This window comes from Kitasatospora sp. NPDC040550 (assembly GCF_055594965.1).
In genome coordinates this window covers 174,450-189,786 of record NZ_JBVIWC010000003.1, presented here as the reverse complement: position 1 = coordinate 189,786, position 15,337 = coordinate 174,450, and the positions used below count along the sequence as shown (strand labels likewise).

Genomic DNA, 15,337 nt, shown 5'->3' with positions numbered 1-15,337 from the left:
CCCGCCCGGCCCGGAAAACCCGTGGCGCCCGGCCGTCGCCCCCCCCCCCCCCGACGATGCCCGCATAAGCACCGGATCCGGGGGATCACGGACGTGACGGCGCTGGCGGACCGGGTGCGGCGGGAGCGGGATGCCGGGCTGCTGCCGGTGGAGACGGCGTACCCGGTGGGTGCGGCCGTCGCCGCCCGGTTGGGGGCGGCGACGGCCTGAGGTCAGCTGTGGGCGGCTGCCCGAGCTCAGCTGTGGAGGTAGACGATGCCGAGCTTGGTGAGCTGCCAGAGCTGGGTGGGGGCGCCGGTGTCGGTGGCGAGTTCGACGTAGGGGTTGCCCTTGGCGTCGAGGGTGGTGCCGGCCGCCAGGACCTTGGTCGGGTCCGCCGAGTCGGCGATCTTGTAGCTGCCGTTGCCGGCCGGTGTGAACACCCAGTGCTGGTTGGCGCCGCCGTTGCAGCCCCACTGCTGGATCCGGGTGCCGGGCGCGGTGGAGGCCGCGTTGGCGTCCAGGCACATGCCGCGGTTGCCGCTGAAGTCCAGCTCGTAGCTGCCGCCGGCCTTCGCCTCCAGGACGAAGGACTGGTTCAGCCCGCCGGTCGCCGGGTAGCTGATGGCGGCCCGGCCGTTGGTGGAGTCGCCGTACGTGCCGCCGCCGCTGAGGTCGAGGGCGTTGCCGGTGGCCGCGTTGGTGAGCTGGTACCAGGAGCCGTCCTCGGGGGCGTCGCCGAAGGGCTTGCCGGGGGTGAGCGGCTGGATCGAGGTGGTGTTCTGCTGGTTGAGCGTGCAGTACGCCTCCGGCTGGTCGGGCCGGGCGAAGAACTGGCCGAGGCAGACGCCCTCACCGCGGTAGCCGGCCACCCGCAGGTGGTACGACTGGCGGACCATGTTCATGCACAGCCCGGGGATGCCGATCTGCGAGTCGCAGCCGTTGCGGGCCCACTCGGAGAGGTTGATGACGTCCCCGTTGCTGTACTCGTACGGCGAACTCGTCCACTCCGCGCACACCTCGTGCCCGAAGGCGACCCTCCGCTGGTCCAAGTACCGTACGCCGGGCACCTGTTCGGCCGCGCCACGGAGTGCGTCGCTGAACGTGGGAACCACCCAGTCGTGGCCCCAGGCGAGGTCCTCGGGGAAGGCCGGGCAGCCGTCGGTGATCTTGCCGAGGTAGTCGTTGCGCCGGATGTCCGGGGTGATCGGGTTGAAGTACGACTGGTAGACCAGCTGGTACGAGGAGTCGGCGTAGCCGGCCCGACGCATGGTCTGCCGGATGTTCTGCAGCGCGGCGACCACCTTGGGCTGGACCGCCTTGGCCCGGCGGCGGATCTCGTCGCTGCCGATGGTGTCCCGGCAGCCCTGGTCCTTGGGGATCGGGAAGTACTGCGCGAGGCAGTGCATCATGATCCCGCTGAAGTCGAAGTCGTCGTTGGCGCCGATGGTGACGACGACCATCTTGACGTCGTACTTGGCCGCCGTGTCGGCGAGTTTGACGTCCTGTTTGGGCTCGCCGAAGTCGCCGCTGCCGCCACCGGTGATCTTGGCCAGTTCGGGGTCGCTGACCAGGTCGCCGGTCTGGGCGCCGGAGCAGGCCAGGTCGATCGGGGTGACCCCGGGGATGTCGGTGACGAAGATCTCCGACTTGGGGTGCCGGTGGCAGTAGTTGGTGGAGGTGTCGGTCTCCGGGAAGTAGCCGTCGTTGGTGTCGGTGCCGGCGCCCTCCCCGGAGATGGCGCTGTCGCCGAGGGCGACGACGGCGGCCGGGCGGGTGGGCGCCGGGGCGGGGGCCGGGGCACTGTCGGCGAGCGCGGCGGGGGCGCCGGCCAGGCCGAGGGCGGCGACGAGGACGCCGGTGGCGAGCAGCGCGGCGGACCGGGACGAGCCCGTTCGCGCTCGCCGCGCAGCGGACGTGCGGAACCTGATCACACGCGACTCCTTGCGGGGGTGGGGGCCGCCCGGTCTGGGGTGCCGGGCGGTGCGGGGCAAGAGAGGTGCCGAAAAGGTGAGCAGGTCTCACATTCTAGGTACTGACAAGTAGTGCAACAAGGCTCGTGACAGCACCGGAACCCGCCCCCGGGAACCGTGCCACCACCGGCGAGGACGGGAGGACACGAGCGGACACGAGCGGACACGAGCGGCCGCGAGCGGCCGCGAGCCGACACGAGAAAAGAGCCGCCGTTCCGCGCCCCAGGAGGGAAGCGCGGAACGGCGGCTCTCACCGGCCGAACCGGGGGTGGGTTCAGCCCAGGTTGGCGCAGTGGTTGCCGAACGCCGGGTTCAGCAGACCCACGACGTCGACACTGTTGCCGCACAGGTTGACCGGGATGTGAACCGGAACCTGGATCTGGTTGCCCGAGATGACACCGGGAGAACCGGCGGCGACACCCTCGGCGCCGGAGCTGGCCATGGCGGTGCCGGCGCCGGCGGCCACGATGCCCACCACGGCCGCGCCGACGGCGGCGGTCTTCTTGATGCTCATGTGAGCCTCCTGACTGTTCATACAGAGATGCACGGGGAGTGCGACATCTAGAACGACACCCGTCCGGACCGGTTGCGAGGGTGCCCGCACTGTCACCCGTCTGGCCCAATCCGGCCGCCGACCGGCATTCGGGTGATCACCGGCCCGGACCGTTTCCCCTCGCGCCCTGCCTCGTTCTCCCTCACGAAGACGATCCACCAGGCCCTGCTCAACGAATCGAGTACCGCCCATGCGCAGCTCGCCCACGGCCACGTCGGCACCGCGGCCCCCGGCGGGCCGGTCGACGTGGCGGGCCCCCCAGAACCCGGCGTTCGGCGACACCACCTGAACGCCTGACCGGGAATTCCTGGTCGCACCTCTGTCCGGACCGTTCCCGGCCGTGCGGGAAATGTTCGCGAGGTGCCGGAAGAACGCGGCGGCTGCGTCGACGCCCGAGCCACGGGCGCAACACGCCGGTGTGCGCCGCCGGAGTGACATTCACGGCAATCCCTGAACCCTTCGGGTGAGTATTCGTGCTCGCCCGTTTCCCGACATTTCCCTTCCGTCGGGGCAGAAATCGGAGGAACAGACATGCGTAACCTCAAGAAGGCCGCCGCCCTGTCGCTGGCCGCCACCGGCCTGGTGCTCGGTGCCGCGGGCGGCGCGTTCGCCAGCTCGGGCGCCCAGGGCGTGGCCGCCGGCTCCCCCGGCGTGCTCTCCGGCAACCAGATCCAGATCCCGGTGCACGTTCCGGTGAACGTCTGCGGCAACAGCATCGGCATCATCAGCATCCTGAACCCGGCGTTCGGCAACTCCTGCGCCAACGTCGGCTGAACCCGCGGTCGCCGACCCGGCGACAGCTGATTCACCCGAGCCCGTGCCGCGCCCCGCAGCGCCGGGGCGCGGCACGCTCCACCCGCGTGTGATCGAGGAGATCAACCCCCATGCAGAACGTGAAGAAGGTCGCCGTCCTCTCCGCCGCCGCTGCCGGCCTGGTGATGGGCGCGGCGGGCTCCGCCGCCGCCAGCTCGGGCGCCGAGGGCGTGGCCGCCGGTTCCCCCGGTGTCGCCTCCGGCAACCAGATCCAGGTTCCGGTGCACGTGCCGATCAACCTGTGCGGCAACACCATCAACGTGATCGGCCTGCTGAACCCGGCCTTCGGCAACAGCTGCGCCAACGTGGACGTGCACCCGCAGCCCGCGGACGACTGCTGATCCCCGATCGGCACGCGTTTCGGCCGTACTGCCCCCCGACCAGCCGGCCGGGGGGCAGTTCGGTTTCTCCGGACGGGACGTCCGGAAGCTCAGGGCCCGTCCCTCGGGTTTCGCCGGGCCGGGCCCCACTCCACCGAAGGGTGAACCGCATGGTTTCGAAGAAGGGCGGGGCCGGGCTGGCCGCCGCCGTGGGCGCCGCGGTCCTGCTCGGCGCCGGTTCGGCGCAGGCCGCCCCCGCCGCGGGGCAGCAGCCCGCCGCGGGCCCGGCCACGCTGGCCAAGACCGACGTCGGGCAGGCGCTGAACGGGACGACGGCCGGCCTCGGCTACGGCGTCGCGCCGATCAAGAGCCTGCGCCTGGACCCGTGGGCCAACTCCTCGGCCGACGTGCTCAACAACGGCGCGACCGTCCAGCCGGACCAGGGCCTGGCCCCGGTGGGCACCGGCACGCTGACCGGACCGCTGAGCGCGGGCGGCGGGGTCAAGGACCTCCCGCTGGTCGGCGGGCTCTCCGGCGTCCTGCCGGGCTGACCGCGCACGCGCCGGAGCCCGGCACCCCTGGCCGCCAGGAGGGGTGCCGGGCTCCGGCGCATCGGGCGGGAGCCCGGAGCCGGGCTCAGAGCTGGGTGAGGTCGGCCAGGCCGCTCTGCTGGACGAGGCCGGTGGCGGTCGAGGTCGCCGTGCCGGTCGCGTCGGTCTGCTGCAGGACGCCGGTGGCGGTGGCCGTGGTGGTGTTGGCCAGGTCGTTCACCTCGTCGGTGACGGAGAGCCGGCTCTCGTCGCCGCCCAGGCTCGCGGTGGCCCCGGGGACGGTCTGCACGGCACCGGGCACCAGGCGCGGGTCCACCTCGTCCACCCGGATCCGGCCGTCGGCCAGCTGGCCGGTGCCGTCGTGCACCAGGGAGAGCGGCTTGCCGACGTCCAGGCCGGGGGTCCTGGCCTGGAGCGGCGCGGCCGGGGCCTCCAGCAGCACCTGGCCGAGGTCGGCACCCTGGTCGACCAGCGGCAGCGGCAGCTGGGCCTTGGCGCTGGGGCCGACCTTGCCGGTGGCCAGCTGGGGCACCAGGTGGTCCGGGAGCAGCCCGTTGTCGGTGGTCCGGCCGGCCACCGGCGGCATGACCAGCGAGGTGGGGATGCCGGCCGTGACGTGGCTGCCCAGCGGGGTGAGCGGTACGTCCGCCGGGACCTGCTGGGTGGCCAGCTTGTCCTCCAGGGCTCCGACCTGGTCGGGGCTCACCGGGGCGGCGGAGGCCGCTCCCTGGGAGGCGAGCACGCCCGCACCGACCGCCAGCAGCATCGCGCCGGCCCGCTTGGAGAACTTCATGCTTTTCACCGTTCCTTCGGGGAGGGCTGCGGGGCCGCAGCCGGAAAGCAATCTGCGCAACGAGTGACCAGGAGTTCGGATTGCGGGCGTTAACCGATTCGGCGTAATAATCCGACCGGAAACCACCCTCGGACGCGCCTCCCGGACTCTTTTCAAAAATCCCCGTAACCTTCCGTGCCGTCATTCTTTGATCTGGACGTCAGTGACTGCAGACCGGGTCTGAGCGTTCGACGCGTTGCTACGCACGGAAACCGAAAGCATTTCAGAGAGGGATCTCCCCATGATCCAGAAGTCCTTCGCCGCCGCCGGCCTGGCCGTCGCCGCGCTCGCCGGTGCCGCCGCTCCCGCTTCGGCCATCGGTGACGCGGACGGCGCGGCCGCCTCCATCGAGGGCAACGGCGGCACCAACTTCACCGGGACGGTCGGGAACAACAGCCCGAACTTCCACTTCCTGGACAACGCGAACGTCTGCCTCCCCGAGATCCACAACATCGCCGTCGGCGTTCTCGGTGTGGCCGTCCCGGTCGAGGTCCCGATCGCCAACAGCGGTGGCAAGCAGTACTGCACCCAGGGCCAGGGCACCCAGAGCCACGGCGACGCGGGCGTGTCCCACCTGGTCGGCTGACGTTCCCCCAGCCCACCTTCCGCACCACCCCCCTGAACCACCCTCGAATCGCTCCCCGATTCACCCTTGAGAGGAAACCGGAAATGATCAAGAAGTCCCTCGCCGCCGCCGGCCTGGCCGCCGCCGCCATCGCGATGTCCGCCGGCTCGGCTTCCGCCATCGTCGACTCGGACGGCGCCGCCACCTCCGTCCAGGGCAACGGCGGCACCAACCAGACCGGCACCCACGGCAACGGCAGCCCGAACTTCCACACCCTGGACAACGCGAACATCTGCCTGCCGGAGGTCCACAACATCGCCGTCGCCGTCGTCGGCGTCGCGGTTCCGGTCGAGGTGCCCGTCCTGAACAGCACCCCGAAGCAGATCTGCAACGTCGGCCAGAACACCCAGTCCTCGGGCGACGCGGGTGTCTCGCACCTGATCGGCTGATCAAGGGGCACGGCACGGACGGAGGGCCCGGGGAGGAAAGCTCCCCGGGCCCTCCGGGCTTGATCGACAAGAGTCACAGCACCAGTCAGAGGACGGGCGCCCGCGGGGGCGCCCCCACAGAGAGGGCAGATCCATGAAGAGCACGCTGGCCAAGGCCGCCCTGACCGCCACCGCCGCGCTCGCGCTCGCCGGTGCCGCCACCCCGGCGTTCGCCCACGTCGGCCTGGTGGGCGGCGGCGGCATCGTCGCCTCCGGTGACCACCCGTTCGTGGCCGGTGGCGGCTTCGGCGTCGGCCACACCAGCAACGTCGTCGCCGGCGGCTTCGTCGGCGGTGCCGCCACCGCGACCGACCTGGTCGGCGGCGGCGAGGGCTTCGCGCACATCAACGGCTGGAAGTAGTGACGAGGAAGGCCGGGCCGCTCCCCGCGGGGGGAACGGCCCGGCCTTCCGCCGTACCGGCCCTACCGCTGCTCGAGCAGCGCGGCGGCCTCGACCGCCCAGTAGGTGAGGATCTGCTCGGCGCCGGCCCGGCGCAGCGAGGTGAGCGTCTCCATGATCATCCGCTCCCGATCGATCCAGCCGTTCGCGGCGGCCGCCTCGACCATCGCGTACTCGCCGGACACCTGGTACGCGGAGACCGGCACCGGAGAGGCGTCGGCGACCTGGCGCAGGATGTCCAGGTAGGCCATGGCCGGCTTGACCATCACCATGTCGGCGCCCTCGGCGAGGTCCAGCTCCAGCTCGCGCAGCGCCTCGCGGGCGTTGGCCGGGTCCTGCTGGTAGGCCTTGCGGTCGCCCTTGAGCGAGGAGCCGACCGCCTCGCGGAACGGGCCGTAGAAGGCCGAGGCGTACTTGGCGGTGTAGGCGAGGATGCCGGTGTCCTGGTGCCCGGCCTCGTCCAACGCCCGCCGGACGACGGCGATCTGACCGTCCATCATGCCGGACGGGCCGACCAGGTGGACGCCCGCGTCGGCCTGCACCCGGGCCATCTCGGCGTAGCGCTCCAGGGTGGCGTCGTTGTCCACGCTGCCGTCGGCGGCCAGCACACCGCAGTGGCCGTGGTCGGTGTACTCGTCCAGGCAGAGGTCGGACATGACCACCAGGGAGTCGCCGACCTCGGCGACCACGTCCCGGATCGCCCGCTGGAGGATGCCGTCCGGGTTGGTGCCCTCGCTGCCGGTCGCGTCCTGCACGAGCGGGACGCCGAACAGCATGACGCCGCCCAGCCCGGCCTCGGCCGCCTCGACGACGGCCTTGCGCAGGGTGTCGCGGGTGTGCTGGACCACGCCCGGCATCGAGGTGACCGGGACGGGCTCGCTGACGCCCTCGCGGACGAACAGCGGCAGGATCAGCTCCGCCGGGTGCAGCCGGGTCTCGGCGACCAGCCGGCGCATCGCCGGGCTCTGCCGCAGTCGACGGGGGCGAACGTACGGGAATTCAGCGGACACGGCTTCTCTCTCCGAACGGTTGTGCAGTGCTGGGGGCGGCGAACAGCCGCCCCCAGCACCATAGTTGAGGGCTCAGCGGGCCTTGCGGCGGGATCCCGGACGGCGCTCGCTGGGCCGGTAGACCGGCTCGCCCGCGGCCGTCGCGGTGTCCCGGCGCTTGGCCCCGAAGTCTGCCAGCGCCTGGGCCAGCGCGGCCGCCGACGGCGCCGGGGCCATCACGTCGACCCGCAGGCCGTGCTCCTCGGCGGTCTTGGCGGTGGCCGGGCCGATGCAGGCGATGACCGTGACGTTGTGCGGCTTGCCGGCGATGCCGACCAGGTTCCGGACGGTCGAGGACGAGGTGAACAGCACCGCGTCGAAACCGCCGCCCTTGATCGCCTCGCGGGTCTCAGCCGGCGGCGGCGAGGCGCGCACCGTCCGGTACGCCGTCACGTCGTCGACCTCCCAGCCGAGCTCGACCAGGCCGGCGACCAGGGTCTCGGTGGCGATGTCGGCGCGCGGCAGCAGCACCCGGTCGATCGGGTCGAAGACCGGGTCGTACGGCGGCCAGTCCTCCAACAGCCCGGCCGCGGACTGCTCCCCGGAGGGCACCAGGTCCGGCTTCACGCCGAAGTCCACCAGGGCCTGGGCGGTGGTCTCGCCGACCGCCGCGACCTTGATCCCGGCGAACGCGCGGGCGTCCAGGCCGTACTCCTCGAACTTCTCCCGGACGGCGCGGACGGCGTTCACCGAGGTGAAGGCGATCCACTCGTAGCGTCCGGTGACCAGGCCCTTGATGGCCCGCTCCATCTGCTGCGGGGTGCGCGGCGGCTCGACCGCGATGGTCGGCACCTCCTGCGGCACCGCACCGTACGAGCGCAGCTGCTCGGACAGGCCGTGGGCCTGCTCCTTGGTGCGCGGCACCAGGACGTTCCAGCCGAACAGCGGCTTGGTCTCGAACCACGAGTGCGAGGCCCGGTGGGCGACCTGCTCGCCCACCACGGCTATCACCGAGGTCGCCGGGTCCACCGGGGCGGAGACCGGCGAGGGCAGCACCCGGGCGACCTTGAGGTCCGCCGCGATGGTGGCCAGCGTGGAGGTGAAGGTCCGCTGGCGGGTGGTGGTACCGGACAGCGTGGCGCTCAGCGCCGAGTCCGGCTTGCGGCCGTTGGAGACCAGCGCGCTCGCGGTGGCCGGCAGCTGGCCCAGGGTGGTGCGGACCACCAGGGTGGTCTCCGGCGCCCCCAGGTCGACCGGGGCGCCCGACAGCAGCTGGCCGCCGTCCACGAAGCGGACGTCGGTGCCGGCCGCGCCGCGCAGCGGGACGCCCGCGTACGCCGGGACGCCGACCGACTGGGCGACGCCCGGGATCACCTCGAAGGGGATCCCGTCGCCCGCGCAGCTGAGCATCTCCTCGGCGGCGCAGCCGTCCAGGCCCGGGTCGCCGTCGACGGTGCGGACCACGTGCTTGCCGGCCCGGACGGCCTCGGCGACCAGCTTGGCCAGGTCGAAGTCGGTGCCCTCGGCGGCCGGGGCGTGCACCTGCACGCCGGCCGGACAGTGGGTGCGCACGGCGGCCGCGGTCAGCGGGTCGGCGACCAGGACGTCGGCCGAGGACAGCACCTCGACCGCGCGCAGGGTCAGCAGCCCCGGGTCCCCGGGGCCGGCTCCCAGGAAGGTGCACCGTCCGGTGGGCTGGCCGGCCGGGAAGAGGGCGTCGGTGGCGGCGGTGGGGCTCATCGGGCTCGCTCCCCCATCAGGGTGGCCGCGCCCGCGTCGAGCAGCCGGGCGGCCAGGGCGTGGCCGAGGGCCCGCGCCTGCTGCTCGGCGGTCTCGTCGAGGACGATCGGACCGTTGGCGGACATCTTCAGCAGGGCGGTGCCGTCGGGATCGCCGACCACCCCGTCCAACTGCAGTTCGTTCTCCCGGCCCCAGGTGGCCAGTGCGGCCACCGGGGCCGAGCAGCCGGCCTCCAGGGTGGCCAGCAGCGCGCGCTCGGCGGCCACGGCGACCCTGGTGGGGGCGTGGTCCAGCGCGGCGAGCGCGGCGGTCAGGTCCGTGTCGGCGGCGGCGCACTCGATCGCGAGCGCGCCCTGGCCGGGGGCCGGGATCATCAGCTCGGGGTCGAGGTGCTGGGAGATCTCGGCGCTGCGGCCGAGCCGGTTGAGGCCGGCCGTGGCCAGCACCACGGCGTCCAGCTCACCGGCGGCCACGTAGCCGATCCGGGTGTCCACGTTGCCGCGGATCGCGACGGTCTCCAGCTGGGCGCCGCGGGCCCGGGCCCAGGCGTTCAGCTGGGCCATCCGGCGCGGCGAGCCGGTGCCGATCCGGGCCGGGCGACCGGCCCCGGCCAGCTTCTCCACCAGCTCGTCCAGGGCCAGGCCCTCGGCCGCGACCAGGGCGTCCCGGACGTCTTCGCGGGCGGGGACGGCGGCCAGGGCCAGGCCCTCGGGCGCGGCGGTGGGCAGGTCCTTGAGCGAGTGCACGGCGAAGTCGATCCGGCCCTCCAGCAGGGCGTCCCGCAGGGCGGAGACGAACACGCCGGTGCCGCCGATCTGGGCGAGCGCCTCCCGCGAGGTGTCGCCGTAGGTGGTGATCTCGACCAGCTCGACGGGGCGGCCGGTGAGCCTGGTCACCTCGCGGGCGACCATGCCCGACTGGGCCATGGCGAGCGCGCTGCGCCGGGTGCCGAGCCGCAGGGCGGCGGCCGGAGCCTGCTCGGTGAGCGGTTGACCATTCATGAGGTGATCGTCCCGGTGGTACTCGTGGGATGGCTGACGGTTCATCTGGTGCCCCCGGCCGAAGGCTGGGAACGGGCGCCGACCGGCGTACCCGAAACGGCGTGCACGGCCGCCGGGTCGAGGTCGAACAGCTCGCGCAGGGCGTCCGCGTAGGACGCACCGCCGGGCTCGGCGGCCAGCTGCTTCACCCGGACGGTCGGGGCGTGCAGCAGCTTGTCGACGACGCGGCGGACGGTCTGGGTGATCTCGGCGCGGGAGCGCTCGTCCAGGTCGGGCAGCCGGGAGTCCAGCCGGCCCAGCTCGGCGGCGACCACGTCGGAGGCCATCGCCCGCAGCGCGACCACGGTCGGCGCGATCCGGGCGGCCCGCTGGGCGGCGCCGAAGGCCGTCACCTCGTCGGAGACGATCCGGGTGACCTCGTCGACGTCGCCGGCGCCGGGGCTGGCGGCGTGCGCGTGGGAGAGGCTCTCCAGGTCGACCAGCAGGGCGCCGTCCAGCTCGTGCACGGCGTGGTCGACGTCGCGCGGCATGGCGAGGTCGAGCAGCGCCAGCGGCTCGGGAGCGGTGCGCGCGGCGACCGCGGCGGCGACGTCCTCGGCCCGGACCACCACGCCGGCCGCGCCGGTGCAGGAGATCACCAGGTCGACGTCCGCCAGCGCCTGCGGCACCTTGGCGAGGTCCAGGGTGCGGGCCACGTCCGGGCCGAGGATCTCCACCAGGCGCTCGGCGCGGGCCGGCGTGCGGTTGGCGATCAGCAGGTCGGTGACCCCGGAGCGGACCAGGGTGGCGGCGGCCAGCGAGCTCATCGAGCCGGCCCCGACCACCAGTGCGCGCTTGCCGGCGATCTCGCCCGCGCCCGCGGCGACCTGCTCCAGGCCGAAGGTGACCAGCGACTGGCCGGCCTTGTCGATCCCGGTCTCGCTGTGCGCCCGCTTGCCGACCCGCAGGGCCTGCTGGAACAGCTCGTTCAGGCCGCGCCCGGCGGTGTGCTCGTCCTGGGCCTTGGCCAGCGCGTCGCGCAGCTGCCCGAGGATCTGGCCCTCGCCGACCACCATCGAGTCCAGGCCGCAGGCCACCGAGAACAGGTGGTGGACGGCGCGGTCCTCGTAGTGGACGTACAGGTGGGAGGTCAGCTCCTCCAGGTCCACCCCGCTGTGGTGGGCCAGCAGCAGCGACAGCTCGGCGACGCCGCCGTGGAACTTGTCCACGTCCGCGTACAGCTCGATCCGGTTGCAGGTGTTGAGCAGGGCGGCCTCGGCGACGGTCGAGGACGCGGCCGCGTCGTGCAGCAGCCGGGTCGGGACCTCACCGGTCAGCGCGGCGCGCTCCAGCACGCCGACCGGTGCCGTCCGGTGGCTCAGTCCGACGACGAGAAGACTCATGCCCGCCCCCCACAGCTCTCGGTGTTCACGCGGGCATCACCGCGGACAGCTCGCCCTCGCCGCCCTTGGCGGGCTTGCCCTTGGCCGACGGCTCGGCCGGCTCCTTGGCCGCCGGCTCGGCGCCGGTGCGGCCCTTGCCGCTGCCGCCGGCCGCCCGGCGCAGCTTGGCCGCGGCGGCGCGGACCGGGCCGGGGGCGCGGTCCAGCACCGACTCGGTGCGGTCGGGCTCCTCGCCGGCCTTGCGCTGCTCGTGGAAGGCGAGGATCTGCAGCTCGATGGAGAGGTCCACCTTGCGCACGTCCACGCCGTCCGGGACGGTCAGCACGGTCGGGGCGAAGTTCAGGATGCTGGTGACGCCCGCCTCGACCAGTCGGTCGCAGACCTGCTGGGCGGCGCCGGGCGGGGTGGTGATCACACCGATCGAGACGTGCTGGCTCTCGACGATCGACTCCAGCTCGTCCATGTGGCGCACCGGCAGTCCGGCCGCCGTGGAACCGACCACGTTCGGGTCGGCGTCCAACAGGGCGGCGACCCGGAAGCCGCGGGAGGCGAACCCGCCGTAGTTGGCGAGGGCGTGGCCGAGGTTCCCGATGCCGACGATGACGACCGGCCAGTCCTGGGTCAGGCCGAGCTCGCGGGAGATCTGGTAGACGAGGTACTCGACGTCGTAGCCGACGCCCCGGGTGCCGTAGGAGCCGAGGTAGGAGAAGTCCTTGCGCAGCTTGGCCGAGTTCACCCCGGCCGCGGCGGCCAGCTCCTCGGAGGAGACGGTCGGCACCGAGCGCTCGGAGAGCGCGGTGAGGGCCCGCAGGTAGAGGGGGAGGCGTGCGACGGTCGCCTCCGGGATGCCCCGGGCACGCGCGGGTCGGCGCGCGGCGCCCTGGTCGGGCGTCTGCGAACTGCTCTGTGGTGATCGGCCGATTGCCACGGTGCTCCTGTGGGTGAAGCTGGGCTTTGGCAGCCAGGCTAAGCGTTTGTGAACGTGTGCACAAAGATGGTGTCCGATTTGTCCCGGCACAGTGACACGCATCACGCCGATGAGCTCATAGCACCGGCCTGCGTCAGGACCACTTCCGGGGCCTGGGCGCCGGGCAGCCAGGGCCCGTACGGCGCCTCCCGGCGCAGCAGTGGAACGGTACCGCCGGACGGCCGGGAACGGGCCCGGCCCAGCCGCGGCCAGGGCACCCGGGCGGCCTCGCGCAGCGGCCCGGTCCAGTCGTCCGGCGGGCAGGAGGGGACGCCCGCGCAGTGCCGCAGCAGTTCCGCCGTCACCCGGGCGTCGCCCAGCGCGGTGTGCGCCGGGAACCAGCCCAGACCGGCCGCCTCCGCACAGGCCGCCAGGCCCTGACCGCGGGCCTCCGGCAGGTGGGCGCCGGCCAGCCGCATCGTGCACAGCAGGGGGACGGGCGGCAGCGGCACCCCGATCCGGGCGAACTCGCGGTCCAGGAAGGCGTGGTCGCAGCTGACGTGGTGACCGACCAGCACCCGGCCGGCCAGCAGCTCCAGCAGCCGGGGGGCGATCTCCCGGAAGCGGGGCGCGCCCTCGACGTCGGCCTGGCGTATCCGGTGCACATGGGTCGGGCCGACCGGGCCCAGCGGGTCCAGCAGGGTGGCGAACTCGCCCTCGGGGCGGAGCCGCTCGTCCAGCAGCACCACCGCGACCTCGACCACCCGGTGCCGCCACGGACTGCGGCCGGTCGCCTCCACGTCCACCACGGCGAAGCCCGGGGCCACGGGCAGCGCGGGGGTCGGGCGGGGAAGCATGGCGGCACTCCTCGTGTGCTCAGCCCCCCACGGGCGCAAACGCGTTCGATCGTAAGCCGACCGGGGCGCCCGGCTCCAAGCCGGAACGGAGTGTCTTCGGCAACGATTCGGCGAAGCTCCCCCGCCGGTCGGCGGGGGAGGTGGTGCACGCACGAACCCCTCCTCAGCCGCCCAGGGCCTTGCGCAGGCGGTTCTCGTCGACCCGCCAGAAGTCGTGCTGGCGGCCGTCGACCAGGGTGACCGGGATCTGCTCCCAGTAGCGGCGGTACAGCTCCTCGTCCCCGGTGATGTCCTTCTCCTCGAAGGTCGCGCCGAGCTCCGCCGCCACCCGGACGATCACCTCCCGGGCCTCGTCGCACAGGTGGCAGCCGGGCTTGCCGACCATGGTCACGGTACGGACCGCCGGCTCGGGGCTCTTGCGTCGCAACAGTGGGCTCACCTGCTCATTGTCGTCCACTCCCCCACCCGCCTCCGGGGCGGCGTCCGCCCGGCAGCTGTTCACCGCACGGGCACGGCTCCGTCACGGCCGCTCCCCGCCCGGCTGGCTATGCTCGGTGACATGGCCGTGCTCCGAAGGCTCACCCAGGCGAGACGCTCCACCACCGAGCGGAGCGCCCTGGCGGGCGAGGCCGCGGCAGCGGCGGCCGAGGCCGCGCTGCGCGCCGAACCGCTGCTCGCCCCCGCGACGGACGCCCCGGTGGCGCAGGAGCCCGGGGCGGCCCCCGCCAGCGCGGGGAGCCCGGCGCCCGGCCGGCCCGGGAAGACCCCCAAGGCCCCGGCCGAGAACCACACCCCGGACCGGGACGACCCGCGCGCCGCCGCCTTCTTCGACTGCGACAACACCATCCTGCGCGGCGCCGCGATCTTCTACCTCGGCGTCGGCCTCTACCGCCACGGCTTCCTCACCCGCCGCGACATCGCCCGCTTCGCCTGGCAGCAGGCGCTCTTCCGGCTGCACGGCACCGAGGACCCGGACCACATCTCGGACGCCCGCAACACCGCCCTGGGCATCGTGGCCGGCAAGCGCACCGCCGACCTGGAGGTGATCTGCGAGGAGGTCTTCGAGCAGGTCGTCGCCGACAAGATCTGGCCGGGCACCCGCGCCCTGGTCCAGATGCACCTGGACGCCGGCCAGCGGGTCTGGCTGGTGACCGCCGCCCCGCTGGAGGTGGCCCGGATCATCGCCCGGCGACTCGGCATGACCGGCGCGCTGGGCACCGTCGCAGAGGCCCGGGACGGCCACTACACCGGACGGCTGGTCGGCGACCTGCTGCACGGCCCGGCCAAGGCCGCCGCGGTGAACGCGCTGGCCCGGCGCGAGCGGCTGGACCTCGACCGCTGCGCGGCCTACAGCGACTCGGCCAACGACATCCCGATGCTCTCGCTGGTCGGCCACCCGTACGTGGTGAACCCGGACGGCGCGCTGCGGCGGCACGCCCGGGCGCAGGGGTGGCGGGTGCGCGACTTCCGGACCGGGCGCAAGGCGGCCCGGGTGGGCCTGCCGGCGGCGGCCGCGCTCGGGGTGCTGGCCGGTGCGGCGGCGGCCGGGGTCGCGCTGCGGCGCCGTCGTCGGCGCGGCTGAGCCCCCGCCCCTCCCCGGGCCCGGCCGAACACCCGGGGGAGTCGGGCCGAACTCCGGCTGGACGTCCGGCCGGTCCGGGTCGGACGGCCGTCGACGGAGCCGTTTCTGCCCCTCCCCCGTGCGGGTGAGAAGACGTCAATCAGGGGCCTGACCTGGCCCCTCGTACGAGCGAACTCCCGACTCCGACACGGCCGTCCGGGCCCGTTGTGCGAACTTGTCACCCGGTGACCGGTTCTGATCGTTCGCCAGGCCGGGAAAGTCAGGGGTTGCGGAGCCCCAAGGCTGGGAAACCGCCCGCAGTACCGCCGAATTGGTCACCCTGGGCGCCCGAACGGTCACGTTGAGCCGGATGAACGCCGACATCTCCGGTCAGTGTCAGCCGAATATGCGCAACAAATGGATCCC

Annotated in this window: 17 protein-coding genes; 7 read left to right on the top strand and 10 right to left on the bottom strand. The window is 73.3% G+C overall.

Going from position 1 to position 15,337, the window contains the following annotated elements; genetic code table 11:
• Positions 1–236 precede the first annotated feature (236 nt).
• Together ACZ58X_RS06120 and ACZ58X_RS06115 are read right to left on the bottom strand one after the other, a co-directional pair.
• A complete protein-coding gene (locus ACZ58X_RS06120) occupies positions 237–1,913 on the bottom strand; it encodes an RICIN domain-containing protein (RefSeq protein WP_470332494.1) in 1,677 nt (558 codons plus the stop codon).
• Between the two features lie 313 nt (positions 1,914–2,226).
• On the bottom strand, positions 2,227–2,466 hold the full coding sequence (locus tag ACZ58X_RS06115) for a chaplin (RefSeq protein ID WP_470332493.1): 240 nt from the start codon (positions 2,464–2,466) through the stop codon (positions 2,227–2,229).
• A gap of 570 nt (positions 2,467–3,036) precedes the next feature.
• Here ACZ58X_RS06115 and ACZ58X_RS06110 point away from each other — a divergent pair.
• The 3 genes from ACZ58X_RS06110 (at position 3,037) to ACZ58X_RS06100 (ending at position 4,189) form a co-directional block, all read left to right on the top strand.
• Entirely contained in the window at positions 3,037–3,279 is a 243-nt protein-coding gene (locus ACZ58X_RS06110; RefSeq protein ID WP_470332492.1) for a chaplin, read from the top strand.
• A gap of 110 nt (positions 3,280–3,389) precedes the next feature.
• Positions 3,390–3,659 (top strand): chaplin, encoded by a 270-nt coding sequence (locus ACZ58X_RS06105; protein WP_470332491.1) that lies wholly within the window; start codon positions 3,390–3,392, stop codon positions 3,657–3,659.
• 149 nt (positions 3,660–3,808) lie between these two features.
• Positions 3,809–4,189: a hypothetical protein gene (locus tag ACZ58X_RS06100; protein ID WP_360225908.1), complete on the top strand. Its 381-nt coding sequence runs from the start codon at positions 3,809–3,811 to the stop codon at positions 4,187–4,189.
• An 85-nt stretch (positions 4,190–4,274) separates the two neighbouring features.
• On the opposite strand, the gene ACZ58X_RS06095 is transcribed toward ACZ58X_RS06100, so the two are convergent.
• Positions 4,275–4,982, bottom strand: coding sequence for a hypothetical protein (locus ACZ58X_RS06095; RefSeq protein WP_470332490.1), 708 nt, complete (start codon positions 4,980–4,982; stop codon positions 4,275–4,277).
• Between the two features lie 280 nt (positions 4,983–5,262).
• Here ACZ58X_RS06095 and ACZ58X_RS06090 point away from each other — a divergent pair, with 280 nt between their 5' ends.
• The 3 genes from ACZ58X_RS06090 to ACZ58X_RS06080 all read left to right on the top strand — a co-directional run bounded on the left by ACZ58X_RS06090 (position 5,263) and on the right by ACZ58X_RS06080 (position 6,435).
• A complete protein-coding gene (locus ACZ58X_RS06090; protein WP_350507669.1) occupies positions 5,263–5,607 on the top strand; it encodes a rodlet layer protein in 345 nt (114 codons plus the stop codon).
• Between the two features lie 83 nt (positions 5,608–5,690).
• Positions 5,691–6,035, top strand: a complete 345-nt coding sequence (locus ACZ58X_RS06085; protein WP_188309838.1) for a rodlet layer protein — start codon at positions 5,691–5,693, stop codon at positions 6,033–6,035.
• Positions 6,036–6,168: 133 nt separating this feature from the next.
• Positions 6,169–6,435, top strand: a complete 267-nt coding sequence (locus tag ACZ58X_RS06080; protein ID WP_465658105.1) for a hypothetical protein — start codon at positions 6,169–6,171, stop codon at positions 6,433–6,435.
• Positions 6,436–6,497: 62 nt separating this feature from the next.
• On the opposite strand, the gene hemB is transcribed toward ACZ58X_RS06080, so the two are convergent.
• From hemB to ACZ58X_RS06045, 7 genes are all read right to left on the bottom strand, one after another.
• Positions 6,498–7,484, bottom strand: a complete 987-nt coding sequence (hemB, locus tag ACZ58X_RS06075) for a porphobilinogen synthase (RefSeq protein ID WP_470332489.1) — start codon at positions 7,482–7,484, stop codon at positions 6,498–6,500.
• A gap of 72 nt (positions 7,485–7,556) precedes the next feature.
• On the bottom strand, positions 7,557–9,203 hold the full coding sequence (locus ACZ58X_RS06070) for a bifunctional uroporphyrinogen-III C-methyltransferase/uroporphyrinogen-III synthase (protein ID WP_470332488.1): 1,647 nt from the start codon (positions 9,201–9,203) through the stop codon (positions 7,557–7,559).
• Positions 9,200–10,204, bottom strand: a complete 1,005-nt coding sequence (gene hemC, locus ACZ58X_RS06065) for a hydroxymethylbilane synthase (protein WP_470332487.1) — start codon at positions 10,202–10,204, stop codon at positions 9,200–9,202. The genes ACZ58X_RS06070 and hemC overlap by 4 nt, the downstream gene beginning before the upstream one ends.
• A 41-nt stretch (positions 10,205–10,245) precedes the next feature.
• Positions 10,246–11,586: a glutamyl-tRNA reductase gene (locus tag ACZ58X_RS06060; protein WP_470332486.1), complete on the bottom strand. Its 1,341-nt coding sequence runs from the start codon at positions 11,584–11,586 to the stop codon at positions 10,246–10,248.
• A gap of 25 nt (positions 11,587–11,611) precedes the next feature.
• Positions 11,612–12,508: a redox-sensing transcriptional repressor Rex gene (locus ACZ58X_RS06055; RefSeq protein ID WP_470332740.1), complete on the bottom strand. Its 897-nt coding sequence runs from the start codon at positions 12,506–12,508 to the stop codon at positions 11,612–11,614.
• 107 nt (positions 12,509–12,615) lie between these two features.
• Positions 12,616–13,350 (bottom strand): 3'-5' exonuclease, encoded by a 735-nt coding sequence (locus ACZ58X_RS06050; RefSeq protein WP_470332485.1) that lies wholly within the window; start codon positions 13,348–13,350, stop codon positions 12,616–12,618.
• Between the two features lie 163 nt (positions 13,351–13,513).
• Positions 13,514–13,789: a glutaredoxin family protein gene (locus ACZ58X_RS06045; protein WP_470332484.1), complete on the bottom strand. Its 276-nt coding sequence runs from the start codon at positions 13,787–13,789 to the stop codon at positions 13,514–13,516.
• Positions 13,790–13,909: 120 nt separating this feature from the next.
• Here ACZ58X_RS06045 and ACZ58X_RS06040 point away from each other — a divergent pair, with 120 nt between their 5' ends.
• Positions 13,910–14,932 carry an HAD family hydrolase gene (locus ACZ58X_RS06040; RefSeq protein WP_470332483.1) on the top strand — a complete coding sequence of 341 codons (1,023 nt, stop codon included), beginning with the start codon at positions 13,910–13,912 and terminating at the stop codon, positions 14,930–14,932.
• Positions 14,933–15,337 lie beyond the last annotated feature (405 nt).

Excerpts from the sequence above, each read along its gene's own strand:
- ACZ58X_RS06050 (WP_470332485.1), bottom strand. The coding sequence starts at position 13,350 with ATGCTTCCCCGCCCGACCCCCGCGCTGCCCGTGGCCCCGGGCTTCGCC.
- ACZ58X_RS06115 (WP_470332493.1), bottom strand. The coding sequence starts at position 2,466 with ATGAGCATCAAGAAGACCGCCGCCGTCGGCGCGGCCGTGGTGGGCATC.
- ACZ58X_RS06080 (WP_465658105.1), top strand. The coding sequence starts at position 6,169 with ATGAAGAGCACGCTGGCCAAGGCCGCCCTGACCGCCACCGCCGCGCTC.
- ACZ58X_RS06105 (WP_470332491.1), top strand. The coding sequence starts at position 3,390 with ATGCAGAACGTGAAGAAGGTCGCCGTCCTCTCCGCCGCCGCTGCCGGC.
- ACZ58X_RS06095 (WP_470332490.1), bottom strand. The coding sequence starts at position 4,982 with ATGAAGTTCTCCAAGCGGGCCGGCGCGATGCTGCTGGCGGTCGGTGCG.
- hemC (WP_470332487.1), bottom strand. The coding sequence starts at position 10,204 with ATGAATGGTCAACCGCTCACCGAGCAGGCTCCGGCCGCCGCCCTGCGG.
- ACZ58X_RS06070 (WP_470332488.1), bottom strand. The coding sequence starts at position 9,203 with ATGAGCCCCACCGCCGCCACCGACGCCCTCTTCCCGGCCGGCCAGCCC.
- ACZ58X_RS06060 (WP_470332486.1), bottom strand. The coding sequence starts at position 11,586 with ATGAGTCTTCTCGTCGTCGGACTGAGCCACCGGACGGCACCGGTCGGC.
- ACZ58X_RS06100 (WP_360225908.1), top strand. The coding sequence starts at position 3,809 with ATGGTTTCGAAGAAGGGCGGGGCCGGGCTGGCCGCCGCCGTGGGCGCC.
- ACZ58X_RS06090 (WP_350507669.1), top strand. The coding sequence starts at position 5,263 with ATGATCCAGAAGTCCTTCGCCGCCGCCGGCCTGGCCGTCGCCGCGCTC.
- ACZ58X_RS06110 (WP_470332492.1), top strand. The coding sequence starts at position 3,037 with ATGCGTAACCTCAAGAAGGCCGCCGCCCTGTCGCTGGCCGCCACCGGC.
- ACZ58X_RS06040 (WP_470332483.1), top strand. The coding sequence starts at position 13,910 with ATGGCCGTGCTCCGAAGGCTCACCCAGGCGAGACGCTCCACCACCGAG.
- ACZ58X_RS06085 (WP_188309838.1), top strand. The coding sequence starts at position 5,691 with ATGATCAAGAAGTCCCTCGCCGCCGCCGGCCTGGCCGCCGCCGCCATC.